The sequence below is a fragment of the Streptomyces humi genome, from assembly GCF_001005085.2.
Classification (GTDB): Bacteria; Actinomycetota; Actinomycetes; order Streptomycetales; family Streptomycetaceae; genus Streptomyces; species Streptomyces humi.
Map to the genome: position 1 here is coordinate 262,470 of NZ_LBMU02000023.1, position 13,622 is coordinate 276,091.

General features: G+C 70.1%; 12 protein-coding genes. 9 read left to right on the top strand and 3 right to left on the bottom strand.

Features of this window, described 5'->3' with window-relative positions; all coding sequences use genetic code 11:
* The first annotated feature begins 17 nt into the window (after positions 1 to 17).
* The 9 genes from AAW13_RS10235 to AAW13_RS10275 all read left to right on the top strand — a co-directional run bounded on the left by AAW13_RS10235 (position 18) and on the right by AAW13_RS10275 (position 11,247).
* Complete coding sequence (locus AAW13_RS10235; RefSeq protein ID WP_206306180.1) at positions 18 to 1,220, top strand: ABC transporter substrate-binding protein; 1,203 nt, start codon at positions 18 to 20, stop codon at positions 1,218 to 1,220.
* A 3-nt stretch (positions 1,221 to 1,223) separates the two neighbouring features.
* Positions 1,224 to 2,087 (top strand): ABC transporter permease, encoded by an 864-nt coding sequence (locus tag AAW13_RS10240; protein ID WP_046728465.1) that lies wholly within the window; start codon positions 1,224 to 1,226, stop codon positions 2,085 to 2,087.
* Positions 2,088 to 2,104: 17 nt separating this feature from the next.
* Positions 2,105 to 2,920, top strand: coding sequence for an ABC transporter permease (locus AAW13_RS10245; protein WP_046728466.1), 816 nt, complete (start codon positions 2,105 to 2,107; stop codon positions 2,918 to 2,920).
* Positions 2,921 to 2,996: 76 nt separating this feature from the next.
* Complete coding sequence (locus AAW13_RS10250) at positions 2,997 to 3,992, top strand: LacI family DNA-binding transcriptional regulator (protein WP_206306181.1); 996 nt, start codon at positions 2,997 to 2,999, stop codon at positions 3,990 to 3,992.
* A gap of 131 nt (positions 3,993 to 4,123) precedes the next feature.
* On the top strand, positions 4,124 to 5,476 hold the full coding sequence (locus tag AAW13_RS10255; RefSeq protein WP_046728468.1) for an ABC transporter substrate-binding protein: 1,353 nt from the start codon (positions 4,124 to 4,126) through the stop codon (positions 5,474 to 5,476).
* Positions 5,477 to 5,481: 5 nt separating this feature from the next.
* Positions 5,482 to 6,438, top strand: a complete 957-nt coding sequence (locus AAW13_RS10260; RefSeq protein WP_046728469.1) for a carbohydrate ABC transporter permease — start codon at positions 5,482 to 5,484, stop codon at positions 6,436 to 6,438.
* Positions 6,435 to 7,316, top strand: coding sequence for a carbohydrate ABC transporter permease (locus tag AAW13_RS10265; protein WP_046728470.1), 882 nt, complete (start codon positions 6,435 to 6,437; stop codon positions 7,314 to 7,316). The genes AAW13_RS10260 and AAW13_RS10265 overlap by 4 nt, the downstream gene beginning before the upstream one ends.
* Before the next feature lie 108 nt (positions 7,317 to 7,424).
* Positions 7,425 to 9,014, top strand: coding sequence for a glycoside hydrolase family 13 protein (locus AAW13_RS10270; RefSeq protein ID WP_046728550.1), 1,590 nt, complete (start codon positions 7,425 to 7,427; stop codon positions 9,012 to 9,014).
* Between the two features lie 55 nt (positions 9,015 to 9,069).
* Positions 9,070 to 11,247, top strand: coding sequence for a discoidin domain-containing protein (locus AAW13_RS10275; RefSeq protein ID WP_046728471.1), 2,178 nt, complete (start codon positions 9,070 to 9,072; stop codon positions 11,245 to 11,247).
* Here AAW13_RS10275 and AAW13_RS10280 read toward each other — a convergent pair.
* The 3 genes from AAW13_RS10280 to AAW13_RS10290 are packed head-to-tail and all read right to left on the bottom strand — an operon-like array spanning position 11,216 to position 13,606.
* Entirely contained in the window at positions 11,216 to 12,034 is an 819-nt protein-coding gene (locus AAW13_RS10280) for an ABC transporter ATP-binding protein (RefSeq protein WP_206306182.1), read from the bottom strand. The two genes, AAW13_RS10275 and AAW13_RS10280, sit on opposite strands and share 32 nt — an antisense overlap.
* A 25-nt stretch (positions 12,035 to 12,059) precedes the next feature.
* Positions 12,060 to 12,836 carry an ABC transporter permease gene (locus tag AAW13_RS10285; RefSeq protein ID WP_046728472.1) on the bottom strand — a complete coding sequence of 259 codons (777 nt, stop codon included), beginning with the start codon at positions 12,834 to 12,836 and terminating at the stop codon, positions 12,060 to 12,062.
* Complete coding sequence (locus tag AAW13_RS10290; protein ID WP_046728552.1) at positions 12,833 to 13,606, bottom strand: ABC transporter permease; 774 nt, start codon at positions 13,604 to 13,606, stop codon at positions 12,833 to 12,835. Before AAW13_RS10290 ends, AAW13_RS10285 begins: the two co-directional genes overlap by 4 nt.
* Positions 13,607 to 13,622: the final 16 nt, after the last annotated feature.

Sequence of the window (13,622 nt, forward strand, 5' to 3'; positions counted from 1 at the left end):
TCCGCCGTCCCTCACGTATGGAGAACGTCGTGCGCCTCTCCCGTCCCCTGACCTCGGCCGCCGTGGCCGCACTGCTGCTGGCCGCCACCGCCTGCGGCTCCTCCGGTTCCGGTTCATCGGCCGGCCTCAATCCGCCCGACCTCAAGCCCCTGGCCGAGCTGGGCAAGGGCGAGGGCCAGGTCAACCTGATCGCCTGGGCCGGCTATGTCGAGGACGGCTCCGACGACCCCAAGGTGGACTGGGTCACCGACTTCGAGAAGCAGACCGGCTGCCAGGTCAACTCCAAGGTCGCCGCCAGCTCCGACGAGATGGTCAAGCTGATGAAGACCGGCGAGTACGACGCCGTCTCCGCCTCCGGTGACGCCTCCCTGCGCCTGATCGCCTCCGGCGACGCGGCCCCGGTCAACACCAAGCTCGTACCGAACTACAAGGACGTCTTCAGCGGTCTGAAGAACGGCGCCTGGAACTCGGTCAAGGGCCAGATGTACGGCATCCCGCACGGCCGGGGCGCCAACCTGCTGATGTACAACACGCAGAAGGTCAGCCCCGCGCCCACCTCCTGGTCCGCCGTCTTCGACGACGCCGGCACGTACAAGGGCCATGTCACCGCCTACGACTCGCCGATCTACATCGCCGACGCGGCCCTGTACCTCAAGGCCACCAAGCCCGAGTTGAAGATCAAGGACCCCTACGCGCTCGACCAGAAGCAGTTCGACGCGGCCGTGGCCCTGCTGAAGAAGCAGAACGCGGACATCGGCGAGTACTGGAGCGACTACCTCAAGGAGATCTCCGCCTTCAAGAGCGGCGACTCGGTGATCGGCACCAGCTGGCAGGTGATCGCCAACCTCGCCGCCGGCGAGGGCGCCAAGGTCAAGGCCTTCGTGCCCAAGGAGGGTTCGACCGGCTGGTCCGACACCTGGATGGTCTCCGCCAAGGCCAAACACCCCAACTGCGCCTACAAATGGCTCGACTGGATCGTCTCCCCGAAGGTCAACGCCGAGGTCGCCGAGTACTTCGGCGAGGCCCCGGCCAACTCCAAGTCCTGCGACCTGACCGCCGACAAGAACTTCTGCACGACCTACCACGCGGCCGACGAGGGCTACTGGAAGAACATCGCCTTCTGGAACACGCCCATCGAGCAGTGCCTGGACGGCCGCACCGACGTCAAGTGCGTGCCGTACGCCAAGTGGGTGCAGGCCTGGACCGAGATCAAGGGCTGAGCCATGACCGTGCTCACCCGGACCGCGGGGGCGCTGCACCGGCGCCCCCGGCTCCGCCTCGCGCTGCTGCTGACCGCCCCGCTGCTGTGGCTGGCCGTGCTCTACCTGGGCTCGCTGGCCGTGCTGTTCGTCTCGGCGTTCTGGACGACCGACTCCTTCACCTCGGAGGTCGTCAAGGTCTGGTCGGCCGACAACTTCCACGAGCTGTTCACCACGCCGGTGTTCCGGCAGGTGGTGCTGCGCAGCGTCGGCGTCGCCCTCGCGGTGACCGCCCTGTGCGCGGTGATCGCCTTCCCGGTCGCGTTCTACACGGCGCGGGTGGCCAGACCGAGCCGGCGCCCGCTCCTCGTGGTCGCCATTCTCACCCCGCTGTGGGCGAGCTACCTGGTCAAGGTGTACGCGTGGCGGCTGATCCTGTCCGAGGGCGGCCTCGCCGACTGGCTGCTGAAGCCGTTCGGGCTGAGCGGGCCCGGCTTCGGCCTGCCGGCCACCGTGCTCACCCTGACGTACCTCTGGCTGCCGTACATGATCCTGCCGATCCACACCGCCCTGGAGCAGCTGCCCGACAACCTGCTGGACGCCTCCGCCGACCTGGGCGCCCGGGCCGGACGGACCTTCCGCTCGGTGGTCCTGCCGATGGTGCTGCCGTCCGTCGCCGCCGGGTCGGTGTTCACCTTCTCGCTCAGCCTCGGTGACTACATCACCGTGCAGATCGTCGGCGGCAAGACCCAGCTCATCGGCAACCTCGTCTACGCCAACATCGAACTCAACCTGCCCATGGCCGCCGCGCTCGCCACCGTCCCGGTCGTCGTCATCGTGCTGTACCTGCTGGCGATGCGGCGGACGGGTGCGCTGAGCAGCCTCTGACGACGGGTGACATCCCCATGCAACTCTCCCGGCCCGCCCGTATCGCCCTGCGCGTCGCCGCCGCCCTCGGCTTCGCCGTCATCTACGTCCCGCTGCTGCTGGTCCTCGTCGACTCGCTCAGTCCCGACCGCAGCGCGAGCTGGCCGCCGCCCGGTCTGACCACCCGCTGGTGGTCGGCCGCCTGGCACAGCTCCGGCGCCCGGGAGGCGCTGTGGACCTCCGTGAAGGCGGGGCTGGGCGCCACCGCGATCGCCCTCGTGCTGGGCACGCTGGCCGCCTTCGCCGTCGCCCGGTACCGCTTCTTCGGACGCGGCGCCCTGTCCTTCGTGGTGGTGCTGCCGATCGCGCTGCCCGGCATCGTCACCGGCATCGCCCTCAACTCCGCCTTCGGCACGGTGCTCCAGCCGCTCGGCGTCGGCCTCGGCCTGTTCACCGTGGTCGTCGGACACGCCACGTTCTGTGTGGTCATCGTCTTCAACAACGTCGTCGCCCGGCTGCGCCGCACGTCGGGCAGTTACGAGGAGGCCGCCGCCGACCTGGGCGCCGACACCTTCCGGGCCTTCGTCGACGTCACCTTCCCGCTGGTGCGCTCGGCGCTGCTGGCGGGCGGTCTGCTCGCCTTCGCGCTCTCCTTCGACGAGGTCGTGGTGACGACGTTCACCGCGGGACCGGGTGTGCAGACCCTGCCGCTGTGGATCTTCGACAACATGACCCGTCCGCAGCAGGCTCCGGTGGTGAACGTGGTGGCGGCCGTGCTGGTCCTGCTCTCCGTCGTGCCGATCTACCTCGCCCAGCGGCTCTCCTCGGACACGGCGACCGGCAGCCGCGTCTGACGGACGGGAGCCGCGTTCGCTCGCTGTCACGGGGATTACGCAAACAGCTTGCGTTACTTGCGCTAGCCTTGCGTTCATGACACGACGACTTGCGGAAGTGGCGAAGAAGGTCGGGGTCAGCGAGGCCACGGTCAGCCGGGTGCTCAACGGCAAGCCCGGCGTCTCCGAGGCCACCCGCCAGGCGGTGCTCTCCGCCCTGGACGTCCTCGGCTACGAGCGCCCCACGCAGCTGCGCGGCGAACGCGCCCGGCTCGTCGGCCTGGTCCTGCCCGAGCTCCAGAACCCCATCTTCCCCGCCTTCGCCGAGGTCATCGGCGGCGCCCTGGCCCAACTCGGCCTCACCCCGGTGCTCTGCACCCAGACCAAGGGCGGGGTCTCCGAGGCGGACTACGTGGAGCTGCTGCTGCAACAGCAGGTGTCCGGTGTGGTGTTCGCCGGCGGGCTGTACGCGCAGGCCGACGCGCCCCACGACCACTACCGGCTGCTCGCCGACCGCAACATCCCGGTGGTGCTGGTCAACGCGGCCATCGAGCACCTCGGCTTCCCGGCGGTGTCCTGCGACGACGCGGTGGCGGTGGAACAGGCCTGGCGCCACCTCGCCTCCCTCGGTCACGAGCGCATCGGCCTCGTCCTCGGCCCCGCCGACCACATGCCGTCGGCCCGCAAGCTGGCCGCCGCGCGGACCATGGGCGAGCTCCCGGAGTCGCGGGTCGCCCGGGCCATGTTCTCCATCGAGGGCGGTCACGCGGCCGCCACCCGGCTCATCGACGACGGTGTCACCGGCATCATCTGCGCCAGCGACCCGCTCGCGCTCGGGGCCATCAGGGCGGCCCGCCGCAAGGGACTGGACGTCCCGTCGCAGGTCTCGGTGGTCGGCTACGACGACTCCGCGTTCATGAACTGCACCGAGCCCCCGCTCACCACCGTCCGCCAGCCCATCGAGGCCATGGGCCGGGCCGCGGTGGAGCTGCTGAACGCGCAGGTCAACGGCAGCGCGGTGGGCCGCGACGAACTGCTCTTCGAGCCCGAACTGGTGGTCCGCGGCTCCACCGCGCAAGCGCCTCGCGGCTGAGAACCACATCACTGTCGAATAATTACAGATTCTGCGCGACATCTTGCGAACTCCTGTCGCCGGTGCTTGAGTGTGCGGCGCCCACCGGTTCCGGTGCGGCGCCCACTGCTCCTGTTCTGGGGGGTCCACCGATGTCCAGCACCGGGTACCGTCGCGCTCTCGTCGCGATCGGCGTCTGCTCGTCCCTAGCGCTCTCCGCCGCGGCCTGCGGGTCCGGCGACGACGACGCGGGCAGCGGCAAGACGCGGATCACCGTCAACTGCGAGCCGCCGAAGAGCGCCAAGGTCGACCGGTCGTTCTTCGAGCAGGACATCGCCTCCTTCGAGAAGCGGAACCCGGACATCGACGTCGTCGCGCACGACGCGTTCCCCTGCCAGGACCCGAAGACCTTCGACGCCAAGCTGGCCGGCGGCCAGATGGAGGACGTCTTCTACACGTACTTCACCGACGCCAAGCACGTCGTGGACATCAACCAGGCGGCCGACCTCACCCCGTACCTCAAGGATCTGAAGAGCTACGACACCATCCAGAAGCAGCTGCGCGACATCTACACCGTCGACGGCAAGGTCTACGGCATCCCGCGCACCGGCTACTCCATGGGCCTGATCTACAACCGCAAGCTCTTCCAGCGGGCCGGCCTCGACCCCGACAAGCCGCCGACCACCTGGGACGAGGTCCGCGCGGACGCCAAGAAGATCGCCGCGCTCGGCGACGGGACCGTCGGGTACGCCGACTACAGCGCGCAGAACCAGGGCGGCTGGCACTTCACGGCGGAGCTGTACTCGCAGGGCGGTGACGTGGTCTCCGCCGACGGCAAGTCGGCGACCGTCGACACCCCCGAGGGCCACGCGGTCCTGCGGAACCTGCACGACATGCGCTGGACCGACAACTCGATGGGCAGCAAGCAGCTCCTGATCATCAACGACGTCCAGCAGATGATGGGTTCGGGCAAGCTCGGCATGTACCTCTCCGCCCCGGACAACATCCCGATCCTGGTGAAGGAGAAGGGCGGCAACTACAAGGACCTCGCCCTCGGCCCGATGCCCGGCGGCAAGGGCACGCTCATCGGCGGCGACGGCTACATGTTCAACAAGAAGGACAGCCCGGCCCAGATCCGCGCCGGACTGAAGTGGCTCGACTCCATGTTCCTCACCCCCGGCGACGGCTTCCTCGGCGACTACGCCCGCGCCAAGAAGAACAACGCGCCCGTCGGCCTGCCCGAGCCGCGCCTGTTCACCGGTGCCGCCGACGCCAAGGACCAGGCGGTCAAGAAGGCCGACGCCAACGTGCCGGTGGAGAACTACCAGGGGTTCCTGGACGGCAACCAGTCCCTCCAGATGAAGATCGAGCCGCCGGACGCCCAGCAGATCTACTCCGTCCTCGACGGCACCGTCTCCGCCGTCCTCACCAAGAAGGACGCCGACATCGACCAGCTCCTCAAGGACGCCAACGACAAGATCGACGGCATCCTGGCCCGGGGCTGACCGCGATGACCAGGACGGCCGCACGACGGCCCGCCCCGGCGGCGGTCGCCGTCCGACAGGTCCCGGCGCCGCCCCCGGCAGGGGACCGGAGGCGGCGCCGCCTCATCGACCAGGCCCGCGCCTACGGCTTCCTGCTCGGCGGGCTGGTCTGCTTCGCCCTGTTCTCCTGGTACCCGGCGATCCGCGCGGTCGTGATCGCCTTCCAGAAGTACACCCCGGGCTCGTCCCCCGAATGGGTCGGCACCGCCAACTTCACCCGGGTCCTGCACGACCCCGAGTTCTCGGCGGCCTGGCGCAACACCCTCACCTTCACCCTGCTGGCCCTGCTCATCGGCTTCGCGATCCCGTTCGTGCTCGCCCTCGTCCTCAACGAACTCCGGCACGCCAAGGCGTTCTTCCGGGTCGTGGTCTACCTCCCGGTGATGATCCCGCCGGTGGTCAGCGCCCTGCTGTGGAAGTGGTTCTACGACCCCGGAGCCGGCCTCGCCAACGAGAGCCTGCGCTTCCTTCACCTGCCCACCTCGAACTGGTCCAACGGCACCGACACCGCGCTGGTCTCCCTGGTGATCGTGGCGACCTGGGCGAACATGGGCGGCACCGTCCTGATCTACCTGGCAGCCCTCCAGTCCATCCCCGGCGAGCTGTACGAGGCCGCCGAACTCGACGGCGCGAACCTCCTCCAGCGCGTCCGGCACGTGACGGTCCCCCAGACCAGGTTCGTCATCCTCATGCTGATGCTGCTTCAGATCATCGCCACCATGCAGGTGTTCACGGAACCGTTCGTGATCACGGGCGGCGGCCCGGAGAACGCCACGGTCACCGTCCTCTACCTGATCTACAAGTACGCCTTCCTCTACAACGACTTCGGCGGAGCCTGCGCGCTCAGCGTGATGCTGCTGGTGCTGCTCGGTGTCTTCTCCGCCGGCTACCTGCGGCTGACCCGTTCCGGGGAGGACGTATGAGCAGCGCCACCCGCACCCTGGTCTCCCCGGCGACCCTGTCCCGCCCGCGCGGGAAGGCGGTCTACTGGAGCGTCTTCACCGCCGTCGTCCTGCTCTTCGCGCTCGCCTTCCTGTTCCCCGTGTACTGGATGGTGACCGGCGCGATGAAGTCACCGGACGAGATCGCCCGGACCCCGCCCACCCTGATCCCCGAGCGGTGGCACCTGTCCGGCTACACCGACGCCTGGGACCTGATGCAGCTCCCGGAACACCTGTGGAACACGGTGGTGCAGGCCGCCGGCGCCTGGGCCTTCCAGCTGGTGTTCTGCACGGCCGCCGCCTACGCCCTGTCCAAGCTGAGGCCGGCGTTCGGGAAGGTGATCCTCGGCGGCATCCTGGCCACCCTGATGGTGCCCGCCCAGGCCCTGGTCGTCCCCAAGTACCTGACCGTCGCCGACCTGCCCTTCCTGCACACCAGCCTGCTCAACGACCCGCTCGGCATCTGGCTCCCGGCCGTCGCCAACGCCTTCAACCTGTACCTGTTGAAGCGGTTCTTCGACCAGCTGCCGCGTGACGTCCTGGAGGCCGCGGAGATCGACGGCGCCGGAAGGCTGCGCACCCTGTGGTCGGTCGTGCTGCCCATGTCCCGGCCGGTCCTCGGGGTCGTCTCGATCTTCGCCCTGGTCGCGGTGTGGCAGGACTTCCTGTGGCCGCTGATGGTCTTCTCCGACACGGACAGACAGCCCATCAGCGTGGCCCTGGTCCAGCTGTCGCAGAACATCCAGCTCACCGTGCTCATCGCCGCGATGGTGATCGCCAGCATTCCGATGGTCGCGCTGTTCCTCGTCTTCCAGCGGCACATCATCGCCGGGATCAGCGCGGGCAGCACCAAGGGCTGAGGCCCTTCCTCCGACAGAAAGGCTCGCACCGTGGGACAGCCCAGCCATGCCCCGAAGGACCACGCGGACCACGCGGACCACGCGGACCACGCGGACCACGCGGACCACGTGGAGCGCGGGGACACCGACTGGTGGCGTTCGGCCGTCATCTACCAGGTGTACGTCCGCAGCTTCGCCGACAGCGACGGCGACGGCACCGGCGACCTCGCGGGCGTCCGCGCCCGGCTGTCGTATCTCGCCGAACTCGGCGTGGACGCCCTGTGGTTCAGTCCCTGGTACCCGTCCCCCATGAAGGACGGCGGCTACGACGTCGCCGACTACCGGGCCATCGACCCGGCCTTCGGCACCCTCGCCGAGGCCGAGAAGCTCATCGCGGAGGCGCGGGAGCTGGGCATCCGGACGATCGTCGACATCGTCCCCAACCATGTCTCCGACCAGCACCCCTGGTTCCGGGCCGCGCTGGCGGCCGGCCCCGGCAGCCCCGAGCGGGAACTGTTCCACTTCCGGCCCGGCCGCGGTCCGGACGGCGGACTCCCGCCCAACGACTGGCCCTCGCAGTTCGTCGGCTCCACCGAACCGGTGTGGACCAGGCTGCCCGACGGCGAGTGGTACCTGCACCTCTTCACCCCCGAACAGCCCGACCTCAACTGGGCGCATCCGGCGGTCCGTCAGGAGCACGAGGACATCCTGCGGTTCTGGTTCGAGCGCGGTGTCGCGGGCGTCCGCATCGACTCGGCGGCGCTGCTCGCCAAGGACCCGGACCTGCCCGACCTGGCCGGCGACCCGCGGCCGCACCCCTTCGTCGACCGCGACGAACTCCACGACGTCTACCGCTCCTGGCGGACCGTCGCCGACGCCTACGACGGGGTCTTCGTCGGCGAGGTCTGGCTCCCCGACGCCGAACGCTTCGCCCGCTACCTGCGCCCCGACGAACTGCACACTGCCTTCAACTTCTCCTTCCTGTCCTGCCCCTGGGACGCGGCCCGGCTGCGCACGTCGATCGACACCACCCTCGCCGAGCACGCGCCCGTCGGCGCCCCCGCCACCTGGGTCCTGTGCAACCACGACGTGACCCGCACAGCCACCCGGTACGGCCGCGAGGACACCGGGTTCGACTTCGCCGCCAAGGCCTTCGGCGTCCCGACGGACCTCGCCCTGGGCACCCGCCGCGCCCGCGCCGCCGCCCTGCTCTCGCTGGCCCTGCCCGGCGCGGTCTACGTCTACCAGGGGGAGGAGCTGGGGCTGCCCGAGGCGGAGATCCCGGCCGACCGCGTCCAGGACCCGATGTACTTCCGGTCCGGGGGCACCGATCCGGGCCGGGACGGCTGCCGGGTGCCGCTGCCCTGGGCGGCCGGGGCGCCCCACGCGGGGTTCGGGTCCGGTGCGGAGCCCTGGCTGCCGCAGCCGGCCGGCTGGGAGTCGTACGCCGTCGACCGCCAGCAGGACGACCCCGGCTCCATGCTGACGCTCTACCGCCGTGCCATCGCCCTGCGCCCCCGCTTCGGCGACTCCCCGCTGACCTGGCTGCCCGCCCCCGAGGGCGTCCTCGCCTTCACCCGTGCCGAGGGCGTCACCTGTGCGGTCAACCTCGCCGCCACCCCCGCCGAACTCCCCACCCACTCCGAAATCCTGCTCAGCAGCGGCCCGTTGGACGCCGGCCGGCTGCCACAGGACACGGCGGTCTGGCTGGCGACCTGAGCCGCCGGCACCGCTCGCGCTGTCCCCGTTCCCCCACCCCCGAAGGGATCAGCACATGCAGCACACCACAGGTCGCGCGGTCAGGAGCATGCCGGCCACGGCCGCGGCCGCAGCGCTCGCCGCGGGCATGCTCGTCGCCGTCGCGCCCGCCGCCCACGCGGCCGCGGGCGCGAGCCTCCCCTTCACCTCGGTGGAGGCGGAGGCGGCGACCACCACCGGCACGAAGACCGGCCCCGGCTACACCCAGGGCACCCTCGCCTCCGAGGCCTCCGGCCGCCAGGCCGTGCGGCTGAACTCCGGACAGCGGGTCGAGTTCACCGCACCCCGCGCGGCCAACGCCGTGAACCTCTCCTACAGTGTCCCCGACGGGCAGACCGGCACGCTGAACGTGTACGTCAACGGGGTCAGGCTGGCGAAGACCCTGGCCGTCACGTCCAAGTACTCCTACGTCGACACCAGTTGGATCGCGGGCGCCAGACAGCACCACTTCTTCGACGATGCCCGGCTGCTGCTGGGCCAGAACATCCAGGCGGGCGACAAGGTCGCCTTCGAGTCCACCGGCACCCAGGTAACCGTCGACGTGGCCGACTTCGAGCAGGTCGCCGCGGCCGCCTCGCAGCCCGCCGGGTCGGTCTCCGTCACCTCCAAGGGCGCCGACCCGAGCGGCAACGGCGACTCCACCCAGGCCTTCCGGGACGCCATCTCGGCCGCCCAGGGCGGAACGGTGTGGATCCCGCCGGGCGACTACAAGCTGACGTCCTCCCTCGGCGGAGTGCAGAACGTGACCCTCCTGGGCGCGGGCAGCTGGTACTCGGTCGTGCACACCTCCCGGTTCATCGACCAGTCCAGTTCCTCGGGCAACGTCCACATCAGCAACTTCGCGGTGCTCGGCGAGGTCACCGAACGCGTCGACTCCAGCCCCGACAACTTCGTCAACGGCTCGCTCGGACCCGGCAGTTCGGTGTCCGGCATGTGGATCCAGCACCTCAAGTGCGGGTTCTGGCTGACGGGCAACAACGACAACCTGGTCGTCGAGAACAACCGCGTCCTCGACACCACCGCCGACGGCCTCAACCTGAACGGCAACGCCCACGGCGTCCAGGTCCGCAACAACTTCCTGCGCAACCAGGGCGACGACTCGCTCGCCATGTGGTCGCTGAACTCGCCCGACACCGATTCGAGCTTCGCGAACAACACGATCTCCCAGCCGAACCTGGCCAACGGCATCGCGATCTACGGCGGCACGGACATCTCCGTGAAGAACAACCTGGTCTCCGACACCAACGCCCTCGGCAGCGGCATCGCCATCTCCAACCAGAAGTTCCTCGACCCGTTCTCCCCGCTCTCCGGCACCATCACCGTCGACGGCAACACGCTGGTGCGCACCGGCGCGATGAACCCCAACTGGAACCACCCGATGGGCGCGCTGCGCGTCGACTCCTACGACAGCGCCATCAACGCGACGGTGAACATCACCAACACCACGATCTCCAACAGCCCCTACAGCGCCTTCGAGTTCGTCTCCGGCGGCGGGCAGGGGTACGCCGTCCGGAACGTCAACGTGACCGGCGCGACCGTGCAGAACACCGGCACGGTCGTGGTCCAGGCCGAGGCGCAGGGCGCCGCCGCCTTCCGCGACGTCACCGCCACCGGCGTCGGCGCGGCCGGCATCTACAACTGCCCCTACCCGGCGAACTCCGGCTCCTTCGCGCTCACCGACGGCGGCGGCAACTCCGGCTGGTCCAGCACCTGGTCGGACTGCTCCAGCTGGCCGGCACCGGGGCAGGGCAACCCCGACCCGGACCCGAACCGCAACCTCGCCAAGGGACGCCCGGCGACCGCCACCGGCTCCCAGGACGTCTACACGCCCGGCAAGGCGGTCGACGGCGACGCGAACAGCTACTGGGAGTCCACCAACAACGCCTTCCCGCAGTCGCTTACCGTCGACCTCGGCTCCTCCTACGCGGCCCGGCGGCTGGTGCTCAAGCTGCCCCCGTCCTCGGCCTGGGGCGCACGGACCCAGACCGTCACCGTGCTGGGCAGCACCGACGGCTCCGCCTACTCGACCGTGGTGGGCGCCACGGGCTACCGCTTCGACCCGGCCACCGGCAACACCGTCACCGTGCCGTTGCCCGCCTCGGCGAACCTGCGCTACCTGCGGCTCACCGTCACCGCGAACAGCGGCTGGCCGGCCGCCCAGTTCAGCGAGGTGGAGGCGTATCTGACGTCGTGACCGGGTCCTCCCCCCGGGGCACCCCGCGCTTCGCCGCCTGGATCTGCTCGTAGACATGGGTCCGCAGGTCGGCGAAGCGCGGGGCGACCCGTGTGCGCAACTGGTCCCGCTCCTCCGGCAGGTCCACCTTCAGCTGCTCCTGAACGACGGTCGGGGAGGCGGACAGGACGATCACCCGCTGCCCCAGGTAGACCGCCTCGTCGATGTCATGGGTGACGAACAGGATCGTGATCCCGCGCTCCCGCCACAGGCCCCGGACCAGATCCTCCAGGTCGGCCCGGGTCTGGGCGTCGACGGCGGCGAACGGCTCGTCCATCAGCAGGACCCGGGGTTCGTACGCGAGGGCGCGGGCGATCGCGACCCGCTGCTGCATGCCCCCGGAGAGCTGCCACGGATAGGCGCCGGCGGCGTCCGCGAGGCCGACCGAACGCAACGCGTCCGTCACCAGCTCCCTCCGGCGCTCGCGTGGCAGGTGCTTCTGCCTGAGCGGGAGTTCCACGTTCTGCGCGACCCGCATCCAGGGGAACAGACTGCGGCCGTACTCCTGGAAGACGAACGCCATCCCGGGCGGCGGTCCGGTCACCTTCCGTCCCTCCAGCAGGACTTCGCCCCCGGACGGGGTGAGCAGTCCGCCCATGCACTTCAGCAGGGTGGTCTTGCCGCAGCCCGACGGGCCGACCAGACACACCAGTTCACCCGCCGCCACGGTGAAGGTGAGGTCCCGCACCGCCTCCACCCGGCGTCCGGACCCCTCGTAGACCTTTCTCAGGCCGCGTACGTCGAGCATGCCCCTCCTCTTCACGAGGTTCGTCTCAGGACCGCCGGGCGGCCGCGCGCAGCCCGTGGTACCAGCCGAGCACCCGCCGCTCGACCACCCGGAAGACCACCGACAGCACGAATCCGAGCAGGCCCAGCAGCAGGATCCCGGTCCACATGTCGGGGATCGCGAACCCGCGCTGGAACTGCACGATGGTGAAACCGAGCCCGTTGCTGGCCGCGAACATCTCGCTGATGACCATCAGGATGATCCCGATCGACAGCGCCTGCCGCAGGCCCGCGAAGATCTGCGGACTCGCCGAACGCAGCACCAGCGTACGCAGCCGGGCCGCGCCGGTGACGCCGTAGGAACGGGCCGTCTCCGCCAGCACCGGGTCGACCGCCCGGACGCCCTCGACGGTGTTGAGCAGGACCGGCCACACGCAGCCGCTGGCGATCACCACGATCTTCATGCCGTCGCCGATGCCCGCGAACAGCATGATGACCGGGACGAGCACCGGCGGCGGCACCGCCCGCAGGAACTCGAGGACCGGCTCGCACACCGCCCGGACCCACCGGTAGGAGCCGACGACCGTGCCCAGCGCGACGCCCGCCACGGCCGCCGCCGCGTATCCGGCGAGCAGCCTCAGCACACTGCGCAGCAGGTCGTCGCGGAGCCGCTGACCGGTCCAGACGTCCGGAAAGGTCTTCAGGATCGTGCGCAGCGGCGGCCAGTAGACGTTCGTGCTGCCGGCGGAGGCCAGCCACCACAGCGCGACCAGGACGGCGGGCAGGGCCAGCGCGTACGCCGCTCTCAGCAGCAGCCGACTCATACCGTCACCTCCCCGCGCACCGACTGGTGCCAGGCCAGCGCCCGCCGCTCCACCGACCGGGCACCGACGTTGATGACCAGTCCGAGCAGCCCGGTCACCACGATCAGGGCGTACATCTCCGGCACCGCCTGCGAGGTCTGTGCGACGGCGATCCGCTGTCCCAACCCCGGCGCCCCGATGACGAGTTCGGCGGTGATGGTGAGGATCAGGGCGACGGCGGCGGCCAGCCGTACGCCGGTCATCACGTACGGCAGCGCGGTCGGCCACAGCACGTGCCGGACCCGGGCCCAGGTGCCGAGACCGTACGACCGTGCCGTCTCCTCGGCGACCGGGTCGACGTCCTGGACGCCGTACATGACCTGGATCAGCACCTGCCAGAAGGCGGCGTAGACGACGAGCAGCAGGACCGAGCGGAGTTCGGTGCCGTAGAGCAGGATCGCCAGCGGGATCAGGGCGACCGAGGGGATCGGGCGCAGGAACTCGATCGTGGAGGCGGTGGCCTCGCGCAGGTGCGGGACGACCGAGATGGCCACCCCGGCCACGATGCCGGCGCCGACCGCGACGGCGAGGCCCACCGCCCAGCCGGTCAGGGTGTCGCCGAGCGCCGACCAGAAGGCGCCGTCGGAGAGTTCGGTGCCGAAGGCGCGGGCGATCCGGCTGGTCGGCGGGAAGTAGTCCGCCTTGACCAGACCGAGCCGCGGCACCGCCTCGCCGAGGGCGAGGAAGGCCGCGAGCCCGGCCGCACCGAGTGCGGTGTTCAGACCCTTCACGGGACCCTTCCCGGGG

What these genes read in the sequence shown, in the direction of transcription:
- AAW13_RS10275 (WP_046728471.1), top strand. Translation starts at nt 9,070, where the DNA reads ATGCAGCACACCACAGGTCGCGCGGTCAGGAGCATGCCGGCCACGGCC.
- AAW13_RS10265 (WP_046728470.1), top strand. Translation starts at nt 6,435, where the DNA reads ATGAGCAGCGCCACCCGCACCCTGGTCTCCCCGGCGACCCTGTCCCGC.
- AAW13_RS10260 (WP_046728469.1), top strand. Translation starts at nt 5,482, where the DNA reads ATGACCAGGACGGCCGCACGACGGCCCGCCCCGGCGGCGGTCGCCGTC.
- AAW13_RS10250 (WP_206306181.1), top strand. Translation starts at nt 2,997, where the DNA reads ATGACACGACGACTTGCGGAAGTGGCGAAGAAGGTCGGGGTCAGCGAG.
- AAW13_RS10285 (WP_046728472.1), bottom strand. Translation starts at nt 12,836, where the DNA reads ATGAGTCGGCTGCTGCTGAGAGCGGCGTACGCGCTGGCCCTGCCCGCC.
- AAW13_RS10280 (WP_206306182.1), bottom strand. Translation starts at nt 12,034, where the DNA reads ATGCTCGACGTACGCGGCCTGAGAAAGGTCTACGAGGGGTCCGGACGC.
- AAW13_RS10235 (WP_206306180.1), top strand. Translation starts at nt 18, where the DNA reads ATGGAGAACGTCGTGCGCCTCTCCCGTCCCCTGACCTCGGCCGCCGTG.
- AAW13_RS10245 (WP_046728466.1), top strand. Translation starts at nt 2,105, where the DNA reads ATGCAACTCTCCCGGCCCGCCCGTATCGCCCTGCGCGTCGCCGCCGCC.
- AAW13_RS10240 (WP_046728465.1), top strand. Translation starts at nt 1,224, where the DNA reads ATGACCGTGCTCACCCGGACCGCGGGGGCGCTGCACCGGCGCCCCCGG.
- AAW13_RS10255 (WP_046728468.1), top strand. Translation starts at nt 4,124, where the DNA reads ATGTCCAGCACCGGGTACCGTCGCGCTCTCGTCGCGATCGGCGTCTGC.